The following is a 13,788-nucleotide window of genomic DNA, read 5'->3' on the forward strand; positions in this document are numbered from 1 at the left end:
CTTTTTCTTTTCTTGAAGATCATTTTTTTACGTAAAATATTATATATTCACTAAGCATCTTTAAAAAAGTCAGCCACTTTACCAGTCAAAAGAATCATTTTCTTTTGTTATATTGACGCTAACCTACAGGATTGTCATAATAGAAGTGGAAAATGAAAAAGTTTTCGTTTTCAAACAATTAAAAAAGAGGAGTTGATTAACGTTTGAAAATACTTTTACACTCAGCATTTCTTGCTACAGGAATAGCGATCGTCGCTATCCCAAGCATTGCTTCTGCTGATGAAGTAAATACCCCACAACCGCACAATACTACTGATGACTTAAAATCCGCAGATAAACAATCTATTTATGTTCCTCAAGCAATCCGCGAAGGTAAAGTAACGGAAGACAATGATGGATTTGAAGATGGATCAAATACCAATGTATTAGCTGATGTCCCAATGCTTCGCGCTGCTGGATATCCAGATGTAAACAGCTATATTAAATCTAAAAACTTCAGCACAGCTAGTATTGAATATCAGTTAAAAAGCCAATTTCCAAAATTTAACTATCGAAACGGTTATGGAAAACCTGAAGGAATCGTATTGCATGAAACAGCAAACAATAATTCCACTATCCAAAATGAAATTGATTATATGAGCCGAAACTGGCAAAATGCATTTGTTCATACCTTTGTTGACAAATCTCGCATTATTCAAATTCACCCGACTGACAACGCAGTTTGGGGGGCAGGGCAATATGCCAATGCTCGCTTCATTCAATTCGAGCTTGTTCGTTCAAAAACGTTTGACGATTTTGCTCGCTCTATCAACAACTATGCTTACTACTCAGCTTACTTGCTTACAAAATACAACATGAAAGTTGATAGTGCTGAAGGCGATGGCAAAGGAACTGTTTGGTCGCATAATGCAGTAACCAAATATCTTGGTGGAACAACCCATACTGACCCAATTGGTTACTTCAACCAATATGGCTACAATTGGAACAGCATGATAGCACTTATTCAAGAAAAATATAACCAAATCAACAATGGTGTTATCCAATATGACAAAGTCATTTGGGCATATGCCCGTGTGAAAACTCCAAACACAGTTATCTATTCCAAACCGACTGGCGCAACAGGAGCTACATCCGTCGGTAACCTTTCTAGCTACTCGGGTAAGCAAATGCGACTCGTTCGTGAAGCTAAAGTGGGAAATACTATTTCTTCACAAATCAGTGTAGATGGAAAAGTCATTGGTTGGGTTAACAACGCTTCACTTAATATTTTTTATAAAACAGCAAATGAATCTTCTCTTTCTGGCTATCGCATGGTAAAAACAGCAAGCCAAAACGAAGGATACTACATGTTGCCTGTAGCTGAACCCGTTGATAAAAAAGGAACTTTAAAAGACCTTTACAACAAGGTTCTAACCGTAGATCGGCAAGTTACGGTTGACGGTGTCGTTTGGAACCGCATGAAAAACGGAACCGCCATTGTTGGATGGACGAAAGCAAGTAATCTAGGGCTCACTGTTTCGACAAATGATATCATCTGGGCTTACGCGCGTGTGAAAACAGCGAATACAACCATTTATTCAGGACCAGTTGACTTTGCGACAGCCGTTTCTGTAGGTAACTTATCAAGTTATTCTGGTAAACAAATGCGACTCGTTCGGCAAGCTAGAGTTGGGAATACCATTTCCTCGCAAATTAGCGTGAATGGAAAAGTCATTGGTTGGGTTAACAACTCAGCTCTTAACATTTTCTATAAATCGGCCAATGAAAAAGCCATTTCCTTAAAACGAATGGTCAAAGCTACAAGTCAAAATGAAGGCTACTATATGCTGCCCGTTGCTGAACCTGTCGACAAACGCGGCACTTTGAAAGATGTTTACGGCAAAGAACTTACAGTTGACCGCGAAGTAACCGTTGATGGTGTTGTTTGGCAACGAATGAAAGACGGCTCAAAACTTGTTGGTTGGACTAAAGCTAGTAACCTCGGCGTTGCTGCTTCTTATAACAAAGTCATTTGGGCATACTCACGTGTGAAAACAGCAAACACGGCTATTTATTCGGCACCAGTTGGTTCCGCTGCAGCTACTTCAGTTGGTAATTTGTCCACTTATTCTGGCAAGCAAATGCGTCTCGTGCGTGAAGCTAAAGCTGGTAGCACTGTTTCTTCACAAATTAGCGTAAATGGAAAAGTGATTGGTTGGGTGAATAACTCAGCACTCAACATTTTCTATAAATCTGCTAATGAAAAAGCTGTTTCCTTAAAACGAATGGCCAAAGCCACAAGCCAGAGTGAAGGCTACTACATGCTTCCTGTTGCTGAATCCGTTGACAAACGTGGCACTTTGAAAGATATTTACGGCAAAGAACTTACGGTTGACCGTGAAGTAACTGTCGATGGCGTTGTTTGGCAACGAATGAAAGATGGCTCGAAGCTTCTTGGCTGGACTAAAGCTAGCAATCTTGGAGTCGCACCTTCATACAACAAAGTCATTTGGTCTTATGCACGCGTGAAAACAGCAAATACAGCCATTTATTCGGCACCGGTTGGTTCCGCTGCAGCTACTTCAGTTGGTAATTTATCGAGTTACTCGGGTAAACAAATTCGACTGATCCGTGAAGCAAAAGTTGGAAGCACCATTTCTTCACAAATCAGTGTAGAAGGAAAATTAATTGGTTGGGTGAATAACTCAGCTCTTAACGTTTTCTATAAATCTTCTATGGAAAAAATCATTTCCGTGAAACGCACTGTGAAAAATACAAACGGTGTTTATTATCAATTGCCTGTTCCTGAACCGGTTGATAGAAAAGGGACGCTCGCTGCCTATGCAGGTAAGACTTTAACTGTTGACCGTGAAGTAACCGTTGATGGAGCCGTTTGGAACCGGATGAAAGATGGTTCAGTCATCGTTGGTTGGACACTTGCATCTAATCTAAAAGCTTAAATTTAAAAACCTCCTGAAGTGTGGCCTTGATCCATTTCAGGAGGTTTTTTACTGAACAAAAAAAGCTTAGTTCAACTCGAAACTAAATTCGAGCGAGCTAAGCTTTTTATTTTATATCTTAGTTTTGTGCCGCCAAAGCTGCACCAATGAAACCATCAAACAAGCTTTGTGGACGGTTAGGACGAGAAATAAATTCAGGATGGTACTGACACGCCACAAACCACGGATGGTCTTTTAATTCTACTACTTCGACTAAGCGACCGTCTGGGCTTGTTGCTGAAACAATCATGCCCGCTTCTTCCATTTGCTCACGGAAATCATTGTTGAATTCATAGCGGTGACGATGACGTTCTTCAACAAGCGTTTCGCCGTAAGCTTCAGCTGTTTTAGTTCCTTCTTTAATTCGAGCAGGATACAAACCTAAGCGAAGAGTTCCACCAAGATTTTCAATGTTTTTTTGTTCTGGAAGTAAATCAATGATGTTATATGGTGTTTCTGGATCGATTTCTGCAGAATGAGCGCCTTTAAGTCCCACTACATTCCGAGCAAATTCTACAGTAGCTAATTGCATTCCTAAGCAAATTCCAAAATATGGAACTTTATTTTCACGTGCATAGCGAATGGCAGCAATTTTTCCTTCGATTGCTCGATCCCCAAATCCACCAGGAACAAGAATACCATCTACATGGCCAAGTAGTTCTGTCACGTTTTCATCTGTAACTTTTTCGGAGTCGACCCAGTCAATTTCAATTTCCGTATCATGTGCATATCCCGCATGACGTAAAGCCTCAGCCACTGAAAGATAAGCATCTTGTAAAGACACATATTTGCCGACTAGCGCAATCCGCGTTTTCTTGGAAAGATTTTTCACACGATGTACAAGCGCTTTCCACTCTGTCATTTCTGCTTCCGGCGCTTCAAGTTTCAAATGTTCTAACACGATTTGGTCCATTTTTTGCGCTTGAAGAGAAAGCGGCACATTGTAAAGCGTATCTTCATCACGGCTTTCAATGACTTCTGAAGCCTTGATATCACAGAACAACGCAATTTTTTCTTTCATTTCCGTCGAAACCGGTTGTTCCGTTCTTACAACGATAATATTCGGTTGAATTCCTAAACTACGCAACTCTTTTACACTATGTTGTGTCGGCTTCGTTTTCATTTCACCGGCTGCTTTAATGTAAGGGATAAGCGTTGTATGGATGTAAAGCACATTTTCAGAGCCGACATCACTTTTAATTTGGCGAATAGCCTCAAGGAATGGAAGCGACTCAATATCACCAACAGTGCCCCCGATTTCCGTAATAATAATATCAGAATTTGTCATTCTTGCAGCTCGAAAAACACGATCTTTGAGTTCGTTTGTGATATGTGGAATGACTTGAACTGTCCCACCAAGATAATCGCCTCGGCGTTCTTTTTTAATAACCTCGGAGTAAATTTTCCCAGTCGTTACGTTGCTGTAACGGTTTAAATTAATGTCGATGAAACGTTCATAATGTCCGAGGTCTAAGTCAGTCTCAGCACCATCATCCGTTACAAACACCTCACCATGCTGATAAGGACTCATTGTACCTGGATCGACATTAATGTACGGATCGAACTTCTGAATCGTCACACTGAGGCCACGATTTTTTAACAAACGGCCGAGTGAAGCCGCCGTAATCCCTTTTCCGATTGAAGAAACTACGCCACCCGTTACAAAAATATACTTCGTCATCGTTTAAAATCTACTCCTTCCAAAAATAAATAAATCAGCGCTTTTTCTAAAACGCTTGGGGTAAGAACAAAACCGCCCTACAAATAAAAGCACCAAATGCAAGAAACGCTGATTCTGCACTTGGCTATTTTATATCTATCCACGGACCCAATAAAAAAAGCGTCCCGAAAATAAATACGGGAGCGCTTTTTTCTTCCGATCAATTGTCCCATTTAAGGGAGCCCAATTAAAATACTACAGTTGAAACCCAAATAAGTCAAGCTTTTCTTTCAGCAAAGTTCCAAGCTAACAAGCAGAAAGTCACTTACTAAGCGCTCAAAAAACCAACTGAAAAGTTTTCAACTGGTTTTTTGATTATCTTTGATTACTCTTCTGGATCTTCTGTGTAGTCACCATCGCTATAATCATCTTCTACCGTCGCGAGATCTCCTTCGATACCGTCTGGCAAATGATCATCCATGTCTTCGTCTTCATCAACTAAGCCATCAGAAAGCGAAACTTCTTCTTCTCCAAGTTCCTCAACTACATCATCTTCCTCATACTCGATGTCGTCATCCATCAGATCGTCTAAATCTTCATCTTCTTCGTCATCATCTTGATCTTTTTTACGTTTTTTCTTCGGTGCTGAATGCGTTTGAACCTCTTCATCAATCGCATCAATTGGATACCAAGCACGAAGTCCCCACGTATTATTACCTAGCGAAATAAAGTTTCCATCAATGTTCATATCCGTATAAAACTGAACAAGGCGTTCCTTCATTTCGTCACTTGAAATGCCTAAAAATTTCTCAATTTCCGTAACTAATTCTTGGAAACTGATAACTTCACGTTTTTCTTCTAACACATAATGTGCGACCTCAATTAGTGAGACTTCTTTCCGTTCTTCTTGCGTTAACTTACTTAAATCCAAAGTTGGCACGCCCTTTCCTCACACGTTTTCGCTTCAATGACTTTTTCAACTCATCTATTCAACTTTTATCTCATTTCACCATTTTACATGTTACTAGACGCAAGCACAATCCGAAAATTCAACTTCGCTTTACAATTTGGTAGCCAATGTAAAAGAATAAGACTGCCATCAATAAGATCGGAATCGATCCAAGTTGAAAATTATAGAGAACATAGATTGCGACGCACAGAAACACGAAAAGCAGCGTTAATATAATGATTCGCTTCATTTATTGCTCTCCCCGTCATTAAAATGCCTCTGTTTGTTTAACTTTAAAACATTTTATTTCTTCCGTCAATAACCAGCATTAACAGACCTAGAAGGCAAAAGCCATGAAAGAAGCTTTTCTCCTCTTGTCTTGCACCTAATTACATTTTTTCTGGAGCTTCGACTCCAAGTAATTTCAAGCCGTTTTTCAAATTGATTTTCGCCGCTTTAATCAAAGCTAAACGCGCCTGTGTAAGCGGAACATTTTCCTCATCCAATACTTTATTCGTATTGTAGAACCGGTGGAACGCCGCAGCAAGGTCATTCAAGAATCTCACAATTCGATGTGGCGCTCTTTTCGAAGCGGCTTCAGCAACAACGTCCGGGAAGTCGCCCATTACTTTTAAGAGGTCAAATTCGACTTCCGATCCAAGCAACGAAATATCTGCCTGATCAGAAACTTGAATTCCTTTTTCTTCACCAGAACGCAAAATACTTGCGATCCGTGCATGAGCATATTGTACGTAATAAACCGGATTTTCATTTGAAGTCGACTTCGCAAGCCCCATGTCAAAATTCATATGTGTATCCGAACTCCGCATTGCAAAAAAGTATCTCGTTGCATCCAGACCAACTTCTTCAATCAAATCCCGCATTGTAACAGATTTCCCTGTCCGTTTACTCATTTTCACTTGCTCACCATTTTCATAAAGGTGAACCAGTTGAATGATTTCCACTTCAAGTTGGCTTGGCTTATAACCTAGCGCTTCAATCGCAGCACGCATTCGAGGAATGTAACCATGATGATCAGCTCCCCAGACATCAATCAAAATATCAAAGCCACGATTTAGCTTATCTAAATGATAAGCAATATCCGGGAAGAAATAAGTATAACTTCCATCAGATTTAATCAGCACTCGGTCTTTATCATCCCCAAAGTCCGTAGTTCGAAGCCACGTTGCACCATCTTGTTCAAACACATAACCATTTTCGCGTAGCTTTTCAAGCGTCGGCAAAATTTTATTATTTTCATAAAGCGAGGTTTCGCTAAACCAGCTGTCAAAATGAACCCGAAACTCATCTAAATCCGCTTTAAGTTTCTCTGTTTCAAACGCTAGCGCATCCTTTCGAAATACATCGCGGCGTTCTTCCTCGCTCGCATCCACATACTTATCGCCGTATTTGTCTGCAAGTTCTTTCCCAAGTTCGACAATATCTTTCCCGTGGTAACCATCTTCTGGAAAAGGTTTGTCAATGCCCAAAGCTTCAAAGTAACGCGCCTCTGAAGAAAGCACCAGATTTTGAATTTGGTTACCGGCATCATTCACATAATATTCACGTTCAACGTCAAAGCCGGCCATATCCATAATGTTTGCAAGAGAATCACCAATTGCAGCACCGCGCGCGTGACCTAAATGCAAGTCCCCAGTTGGATTCGCCGAAACAAATTCAATTTGAATCCGCTCCTTCTTACCAAAATCAGACTGCCCGTAAGCCTCACTCTCTGCAAGAACAGCAGGGATGACTTTCGTTAAATAACGGTTATCTAGGAAAAAGTTGATGAACCCAGGGCCCGCAATTTCAATTTTTTCGATTTGTGAGCTTTCTGTATCAAACTCTTGGATAATACTTTCGGCAATTGCTCTTGGTGCTTTTTTGGCAACACGAGCAAGCTGCATCGCAATGTTTGTCGAATAGTCGCCATGCGATTTTTCCTTTGGTACTTCAAGAAGAATTTCTGGTACATCAGCTTCACTAATTCCAGTTGCTTTTAGAACAGCTTGCTTAATTTGTCCAATCAAATTCTCCTGTGTTTCTTTAATTAAATTCATTTGGGTCCTCCTCTATCCGCATCGTTACCTCATATGAACCCACATAGGTTCCCGCACTCAGCAAGTCATACTGAAATGCTACTTCTCCTTGTGCCGCATCTTGACTGAACGCTTCACTATAGCCGACCAGTTCCGATTCAAATAAAAACTTGCCGGCGCCAGACTCGACTGAAGCTGTACTTCTACTTTTATCTTTAAAAAAGTGTAGACGCATATTAACCGCGCCATTTCTTAACAGCAGAAGCTCTGTTTCTGAAACTTTAAGAACCGAGCGGATTTTTCCTTCCACTTGCTGTTCCTCATATTGGAGATAGATATTCCCCTCGTCACGATAAAAAACGCCTGGAACAGTGATTTCAGTTTTTTCCAGAGCATCCATTTGCCGTACTAGATTGGTAATTTGAATTCTTACCGACTTACGTTCTTTTACCATCCTTCAGATTCCTTTCGAAGAGAAGTGTAGACGTACTATATTATAGAAAAAAAAGCACAGAAAAGCAAATCACCTAGAAGAAAATTCCTTGATAGAATACCGTCATGCTATTGATGAAGAACGGGATTACCGTCCTAAAAATCGGCCCAATGGTAAAATTATATAACGGGGTTAGCGCGATAATAAGAAAAATTAAAAAGGCATATTGCTCAAGTGGCGCAATTTTTTCACGGAAACGCATTGGCAGAAATTCAAGTACAATTTGATAGCCATCGAGTGGCGGAAATGGAATTAAATTAAAAACAAACAGCACTAAATTTAATTGAATAAAAATCGTGAAAAAATTAGGCCAAATCGCTCCTGTTAAAATGGCATTATCATGGCTAACAAGAAGCATGAAAATGCCCATTGCAATAAAAGCTAGCAATAAATTACTGATCGGACCAGCAAGGGAAACTAAGATGCTTCCTAAGCGGCGCTTCTTTAATTTAAACTGGTTAACAGGCGTAGGTTTAGCCCAGCCAAATCCAACTAAAATGACCATCAATAGGCCGATAAGATCCACATGTACAAAGGGATTCGGAGAGAGGCGCCCTTCTTTTTTGGCCGTATCATCGCCAAATAATAGCGCCGTAAAAGCATGAGCCCATTCGTGGACAGTAAATGCAATTAAAATTGAGACAAGGACATATGGAAGCGTCTCAAGTGGGTAAGCTAAAAAGTTACTCATTCAATTATTCCTTTCGTTTCCCTAAAATTTATATTATAATGGCACTATCCAAATAATAGCAGAGGTGATAACCATGCCGATTGTAACTATCAAATTTTTAGAAGGCAGAAGTGACGACCAAAAAAAGGCACTTGTGAAAAATGTGACAGATGTCGTCTCAGCTGACTTAAATGCGCCTAAAGAAAAAATTCATGTTGTATTAGAAGAAATGAAGAAAACCGATTACGGTGTTGCGGGCATCCGCAGCTCAGACTTGTGATCACTGAACCTTGCCGCTCGTGGCAAGGTTTTTTACTGCATTTCTTTTTCGTGGATGAGCGACGCCATTTCTTTCGCCACATCAATTGGAATTCGCCCATTTTCAATGAAATCCAGCGGGAAATACAACTTGATATCCGTTCGAATTTTACCTCCGATTGATTCTACAACGGGTGATTCAGTCGAAAGCTCATGTAACTCGCCATTTCGCATCAAAAGCTGAATCGGCGACTTTCCAGTACTTGCTCCTGGTTTATAAAGATCATATGGCAAATCCGAGGAGTAATCGATCACAAGATAGTAAGAAGGATCAACATCTGCTTTTTCTAGCAATCCCTTCATTTGATTGTAAAAGGCTTGATCTTGTGACGGTTCATAGTCGACATAATGTAGCAACCGCCTTGTTAAAAACCGATTACACAAGTCTCGTAAAATCTCATCTTCTTCTTTTTGCCAAATTGAAAAATAAAACATTAAAATAGAATCATCTAACGCTAAATATTCTTCAAGCGTTACATTTTCACAGAAAAACGGTAAAACTTCATTTGGCGTAACAGCAAACTCATATCCTTCTTGATAAAGCGATTTTGCTCGGTCTAAGATTTTCCATAAAAGCACTTCACCGCTTCGACTAACCGGATGGAAATAGACTTGCTGGTACATTTGATAGCGGCTCATCAAATAATCCTCAACCGCGTGCATCCCCGATTCTTTAATAATTACTCCATTACTATCAGGGCTTGGCCGTAAAACCCGCAGAATTCGCTCCAAATCAAATTTCCCATAGCTTACGCCTGTATAGTAAGCGTCTCGAAGCAAATAATCCATTCGATCAGCGTCGAGCTGGCTTGAAATCAGCTTCACGAGAGTTTGATTTGAATGTGTTTTATTAATGACTGAAGCCACAAGAAACGGGAAGTCTTTCCCAGCACGCATGAGTACATCTCTTACTTCCGATTTTCCCGTAATAATATTTTGTGTGAACGCCTCGTGATCTGTGTGGAATACTTTCTCAAATGCATGTGAAAACGGGCCATGTCCAAGATCGTGCAAAAGAGCCGCACAAAGCGCTGTAGCCCGTTCTGTTTCATCAAATGTATCTTCAGCAAAGGTAACATCTAAAATTTGTCTAACGATTTCATAGACCCCTAGTGAATGGTTAAACCTACTATGCTCTGCGCCATGAAAAGTGAGCGAAGTTGTTCCCAACTGACGAATTCGACGTAAACGCTGAAATTCTTTTGTCGCAATAAGATCCCAAATAATTTGGTCTTTTACATGCACAAGTCCATGGACCGGATCTTTGAATACTTTTCCTTCAGGCATCTTTTGTTGAAAGTAACTCAAATTTCGTCACATTCCCTTCACTTGATTTTTTCGTTACGCTGAATGATACGTTCAAAATATTGGGGGAGCAAGTCAAGTTCCTCAGCAGTTAATGTGCTTGAGTAAAGTTCTCCCGCATAATAGCGTAAACTGTTAAGCAAACGTAGAACAATATCATTGATTATTAATTCTTGTTCTAACGATCCAGATAGAGTTCCCATCACATCTGGATCAACATCTGGAAATTTGTATTTTTCTTGCAAATCTTTTCCGCTTCGCTCATAAAACTCGCGAATAAGAGCAGAGCGTCCATCTTGATTTCCATTTACTGCAAGATAAATTTGTACAGAAACGCCTTTTGCCATGCGTCTTTGCGCAATTCCAGCAAATTTCCGTCCCTCAATGCTCAAATCATAGCTTCCTGGGCAGTAAGAATGCGCAATTTCATACGCCTCAATGATTTGACCAAAATCAGCAAACATATCTTTAATTAATGTGAACATGGTTTCATAACCGCGATCGATTGCAATACCACGTTCTACGTCTGGTAAAATAAGAGATAAATTTAAAACGCCTGGGTCTAATACAACTGCAAGTCCCCCAGAATTGCGCAAAACAACTTGATAGCCAGCTTCTTTCAAAAACGCGATACCGTCTTGCAACTTAGGAAGCTTGGTATCCTGAATTCCTAACGAAACTGTTTTTTCATGAACCCATGCACGCATAGTTGGTGGGCTATCTTTTTTCCCAACGGTTCGACAAAGGGTGTCATCTGTTGCATAAGACTCGAGTGCGCTAAAAGCAGGATTTACAATCGTTTGGTCAATAAATCGCCATTTTGATTGTTTAAGTAAGCCTTCTTCCAATAAAGTCACGGTGCAAACTCCTCTACTTTTCTTTTTTGCTATTATAGCACACCAAGCCACTCTATGGGAGCAAATCCCCTAAAATCGCCATTTGCCTTCAAATTTATTTTTTTACTTCACTTTTTTAGGTTTAAGCCAAAAAAAACATAATATGACTGCTAAAAAGAAAATTTGTTTTTTCATACTCATCCAACTTTCTCGTTTCTTTCTCTTTTCCCTTGTCTTCCTTTACTTCAAACAAAAAACGAGACTCTTTGGGGAAAGTCTCGTTTTTTTATATGAAAAGCTAGGGAGCTTTTTAAGCGATATTAATACTCATAGGGGTCACGGCTATTTTTATGATTTTTACGGTTATCTCCAGACCACAATTTATAAAGCAAGAAGATAATTCCTGCCAAAATTAGAATCGGGAATAGGAAGTGTAAAGTGATTCCAATAATTTTTAAAACGATATTTAAACCAATAAGTGCTAAAACAACTGTTAAAAAGTATTTCCAAAAGTTATTCATAATCAATCTCCTCATTTCTTTTTATTATTTAGATGAAACAACCTGTATATCTGAAAGCTCTTTTGAACGAACAACCATCTGATTGTCTTGAATGACTAAGCGATACGATTTATTCATTTCTAGCTCATCATTTGAATAAAACTTTAATTGAGTAGTTTTGCCAGAGGGCGCTTTGCAATCTTCTTTAAAAACATAGCCTTTAAACTTTGCTTTCTGAACTTTTTCACCTGAATGTTTTATTGTCACTGTGTATGTATCAGATGCCTCTGCAAACGGTGAACCTAGTTCAATAAAAACCATTACGATTACAAAAACTGCAGCTAATAATCCAAATATTGCCCTTTTCATTTTTATTGCTCCCTTATTTGATTTGATAAACTTATTATAAAGGGAATGGAGCATTATCAAAAAAGGCTGCAGAATGAATCTTATATCATTCCTTAGTCTGATATCGGAATCAGCCCATAAAAAAACCACTATACGTGCATTGCCCCTTATTATCGGGTCTGCGTGCGCATAGTGGTTTTTTATCATTTATTTAACAATCAATTTTGTGTCTTTCGGAATTCCAAAGTACACTTTAAATGTTTCTTCTTGGAAACTACCTGGAACTGGCGTGCCATTCCATAAAAAGTCCTCGTACGGAAGGCGTTTTAAGGTTACTGCTTTTTCGCCGCTCTTCACTTGTTGTTTCACTTCTTCCATTCGCTCGTTATCGGCCGCTTTGATGTGATAAAAAACAACACCATAAGCCAGTGCAACAACAATTGTTAGTCCAGCAATTGGAACCAGCCAATTCGAAAAATCAATCCAATCTGATTCATAGGCAAAAACAAGTAAACGAATAATGTAAAGAACAAACATCAGGTACGGAATTACAAAACAACGTGCACCGATTGGCGTGATTAAGAAAAGTGGTGCAGACACAAAGGCCGCCGAAATTAAGTAAAAGGAAAGTTCAACTTTTAAATTGCGATTCGAAATAAATAGAATGACACTTAAAATTAAAACTAAGTAAAACAAAACAGATAGCCACGCTTCAAAATTTGCGTTTTTCACAGGATTTGTGAAAAAGCTTAAATGAAGTGTATTTTTAACAATCGGCACGTAAAATGCGTAGATAGTTAAAATAAAAATAAAGCTATTTTTTATAATCAATAATCCCGTTGAAAGGTTTCTACCTGCTTTAACAAGCAACAAGATTGTCACGAGTGCGAGCACAATGTTGAGCCACATATTGTTCATGATGAACAGCTTATACATATCCGTGTAGAAAACTTCATAGATTCTTGAAAAAAGTCCTTGATTTGTTTCGACGGAGCGATAATTGTCGGCACCGCTGAAGATTTTCACATAGGCTCCATTTGTGAACATGATTACAGCACCTATAAGCGTCCCAACAAAGTACAAAGCTTGGAAGAAATACAATTTACGGAACTTCATAAAGCTATATACGATGATAAACAGCGCTGCAAACACATTGTAAATAGTGGCATGCTCGACAAAAAGTTGCGAGACAACTCCTAATGGAAGAGCTATACAAACAACAAACGGGCTATACCTTGGCGCTTTATCATAAAAGACATTTTTGATAATCAAGATATACAGCAAAATACAAAATATAGCTGTATTGTAATTAGCAAATCCTGCCGCCCAAGTAAAGGTGGATTTCAACATGCCAAGCGGAACTGAAAGCACGAGGAAAAAGCTCAAGAAACTTAATGTTAACTTGCTGGTTCTTGCAATAAGTAGGGGTAAAACAACGAGCGCTGACCCCAAAACCCCCATTAACAAGTAGCGAATAAAGTTAGAACGTGTAATTAAAATTTCTGTTAGATTTCCTAAATATCTGCCATTGTAATCTTTAAACCAATTACCTAGGCGATCTGTCCCAAAGTGAATCGCCCACGTCCAGTCATCATGCGTAAGTGGCGTCAAATATGATAAAAAAAAGTAAAATACAAACAAGATAAAACTGAAAATCACTAGATGTAAACTGTTGATTTTTTTTGCCATTAT

The 13,788-nt window shown here is 39.2% G+C and carries 13 protein-coding genes; 2 read left to right on the top strand and 11 right to left on the bottom strand.

The genetic code is table 11. From position 1 onward, the window contains the following. Positions 1 to 203 precede the first annotated feature (203 nt). Complete coding sequence (locus UR08_RS12260) at positions 204 to 2,939, top strand: GW domain-containing glycosaminoglycan-binding protein (protein ID WP_115753956.1); 2,736 nt, start codon at positions 204 to 206, stop codon at positions 2,937 to 2,939. Positions 2,940 to 3,057: 118 nt separating this feature from the next. Here UR08_RS12260 and UR08_RS12265 read toward each other — a convergent pair whose 3' ends face one another. The 6 genes from UR08_RS12265 to UR08_RS12285 form a co-directional block, all read right to left on the bottom strand. Then, the gene (locus tag UR08_RS12265; RefSeq protein ID WP_115753957.1) at positions 3,058 to 4,659 is read right to left on the bottom strand and encodes a CTP synthase; all 1,602 of its coding nucleotides are present in this window, start codon (positions 4,657 to 4,659) and stop codon (positions 3,058 to 3,060) included. 364 nt (positions 4,660 to 5,023) lie between these two features. Next, entirely contained in the window at positions 5,024 to 5,569 is a 546-nt protein-coding gene (rpoE, locus tag UR08_RS12270) for a DNA-directed RNA polymerase subunit delta (protein WP_115753994.1), read from the bottom strand. 118 nt (positions 5,570 to 5,687) lie between these two features. Continuing rightward, entirely contained in the window at positions 5,688 to 5,837 is a 150-nt protein-coding gene (locus tag UR08_RS13045; protein WP_165849995.1) for a hypothetical protein, read from the bottom strand. 139 nt (positions 5,838 to 5,976) lie between these two features. Further along, positions 5,977 to 7,647 carry an arginine--tRNA ligase gene (gene argS / locus UR08_RS12275; protein ID WP_115753958.1) on the bottom strand — a complete coding sequence of 557 codons (1,671 nt, stop codon included), beginning with the start codon at positions 7,645 to 7,647 and terminating at the stop codon, positions 5,977 to 5,979. After that, complete coding sequence (locus UR08_RS12280) at positions 7,634 to 8,080, bottom strand: YwiB family protein (protein ID WP_115753959.1); 447 nt, start codon at positions 8,078 to 8,080, stop codon at positions 7,634 to 7,636. The genes argS and UR08_RS12280 overlap by 14 nt, the downstream gene beginning before the upstream one ends. A gap of 73 nt (positions 8,081 to 8,153) precedes the next feature. After that, positions 8,154 to 8,810, bottom strand: a complete 657-nt coding sequence (locus UR08_RS12285; RefSeq protein WP_115753960.1) for a site-2 protease family protein — start codon at positions 8,808 to 8,810, stop codon at positions 8,154 to 8,156. Positions 8,811 to 8,883: 73 nt separating this feature from the next. Between UR08_RS12285 and UR08_RS12290 the strand changes: the two genes are divergently transcribed. Continuing rightward, positions 8,884 to 9,069 carry a 2-hydroxymuconate tautomerase gene (locus UR08_RS12290; RefSeq protein WP_115753961.1) on the top strand — a complete coding sequence of 62 codons (186 nt, stop codon included), beginning with the start codon at positions 8,884 to 8,886 and terminating at the stop codon, positions 9,067 to 9,069. 32 nt (positions 9,070 to 9,101) lie between these two features. Here UR08_RS12290 and UR08_RS12295 read toward each other — a convergent pair whose 3' ends face one another. The 5 genes from UR08_RS12295 to UR08_RS12315 all read right to left on the bottom strand — a co-directional run bounded on the left by UR08_RS12295 (position 9,102) and on the right by UR08_RS12315 (position 13,785). Further along, positions 9,102 to 10,415, bottom strand: a complete 1,314-nt coding sequence (locus tag UR08_RS12295) for an HD domain-containing protein (RefSeq protein ID WP_115753962.1) — start codon at positions 10,413 to 10,415, stop codon at positions 9,102 to 9,104. Positions 10,416 to 10,432: 17 nt separating this feature from the next. Continuing rightward, positions 10,433 to 11,269, bottom strand: a complete 837-nt coding sequence (gene lipL / locus UR08_RS12300; RefSeq protein WP_276309298.1) for a lipoyl-[GcvH]:protein N-lipoyltransferase — start codon at positions 11,267 to 11,269, stop codon at positions 10,433 to 10,435. Positions 11,270 to 11,568: 299 nt separating this feature from the next. Then, positions 11,569 to 11,769: a hypothetical protein gene (locus UR08_RS12305; RefSeq protein ID WP_115753963.1), complete on the bottom strand. Its 201-nt coding sequence runs from the start codon at positions 11,767 to 11,769 to the stop codon at positions 11,569 to 11,571. A 24-nt stretch (positions 11,770 to 11,793) separates the two neighbouring features. Beyond that, the gene (locus UR08_RS12310) at positions 11,794 to 12,117 is read right to left on the bottom strand and encodes a YxeA family protein (RefSeq protein WP_115753996.1); all 324 of its coding nucleotides are present in this window, start codon (positions 12,115 to 12,117) and stop codon (positions 11,794 to 11,796) included. Positions 12,118 to 12,303: 186 nt separating this feature from the next. Continuing rightward, positions 12,304 to 13,785: a DUF6056 family protein gene (locus tag UR08_RS12315; RefSeq protein WP_115753964.1), complete on the bottom strand. Its 1,482-nt coding sequence runs from the start codon at positions 13,783 to 13,785 to the stop codon at positions 12,304 to 12,306. Positions 13,786 to 13,788: the final 3 nt, after the last annotated feature.

The organism is Listeria kieliensis (assembly GCF_003369925.1).
GTDB classification, from domain to species: Bacteria; Bacillota; Bacilli; order Lactobacillales; family Listeriaceae; genus Listeria; species Listeria kieliensis_A.

Bases quoted from the DNA above. Each gene is read 5' to 3' on its own strand.
- UR08_RS12265 (WP_115753957.1), bottom strand. From the start codon at position 4,659: ATGACGAAGTATATTTTTGTAACGGGTGGCGTAGTTTCTTCAATCGGA.
- UR08_RS13045 (WP_165849995.1), bottom strand. From the start codon at position 5,837: ATGAAGCGAATCATTATATTAACGCTGCTTTTCGTGTTTCTGTGCGTC.
- argS (WP_115753958.1), bottom strand. From the start codon at position 7,647: ATGAATTTAATTAAAGAAACACAGGAGAATTTGATTGGACAAATTAAG.
- UR08_RS12280 (WP_115753959.1), bottom strand. From the start codon at position 8,080: ATGGTAAAAGAACGTAAGTCGGTAAGAATTCAAATTACCAATCTAGTA.
- UR08_RS12285 (WP_115753960.1), bottom strand. From the start codon at position 8,810: ATGAGTAACTTTTTAGCTTACCCACTTGAGACGCTTCCATATGTCCTT.
- UR08_RS12290 (WP_115753961.1), top strand. From the start codon at position 8,884: ATGCCGATTGTAACTATCAAATTTTTAGAAGGCAGAAGTGACGACCAA.
- UR08_RS12305 (WP_115753963.1), bottom strand. From the start codon at position 11,769: ATGAATAACTTTTGGAAATACTTTTTAACAGTTGTTTTAGCACTTATT.
- UR08_RS12310 (WP_115753996.1), bottom strand. From the start codon at position 12,117: ATGAAAAGGGCAATATTTGGATTATTAGCTGCAGTTTTTGTAATCGTA.
- UR08_RS12315 (WP_115753964.1), bottom strand. From the start codon at position 13,785: ATGGCAAAAAAAATCAACAGTTTACATCTAGTGATTTTCAGTTTTATC.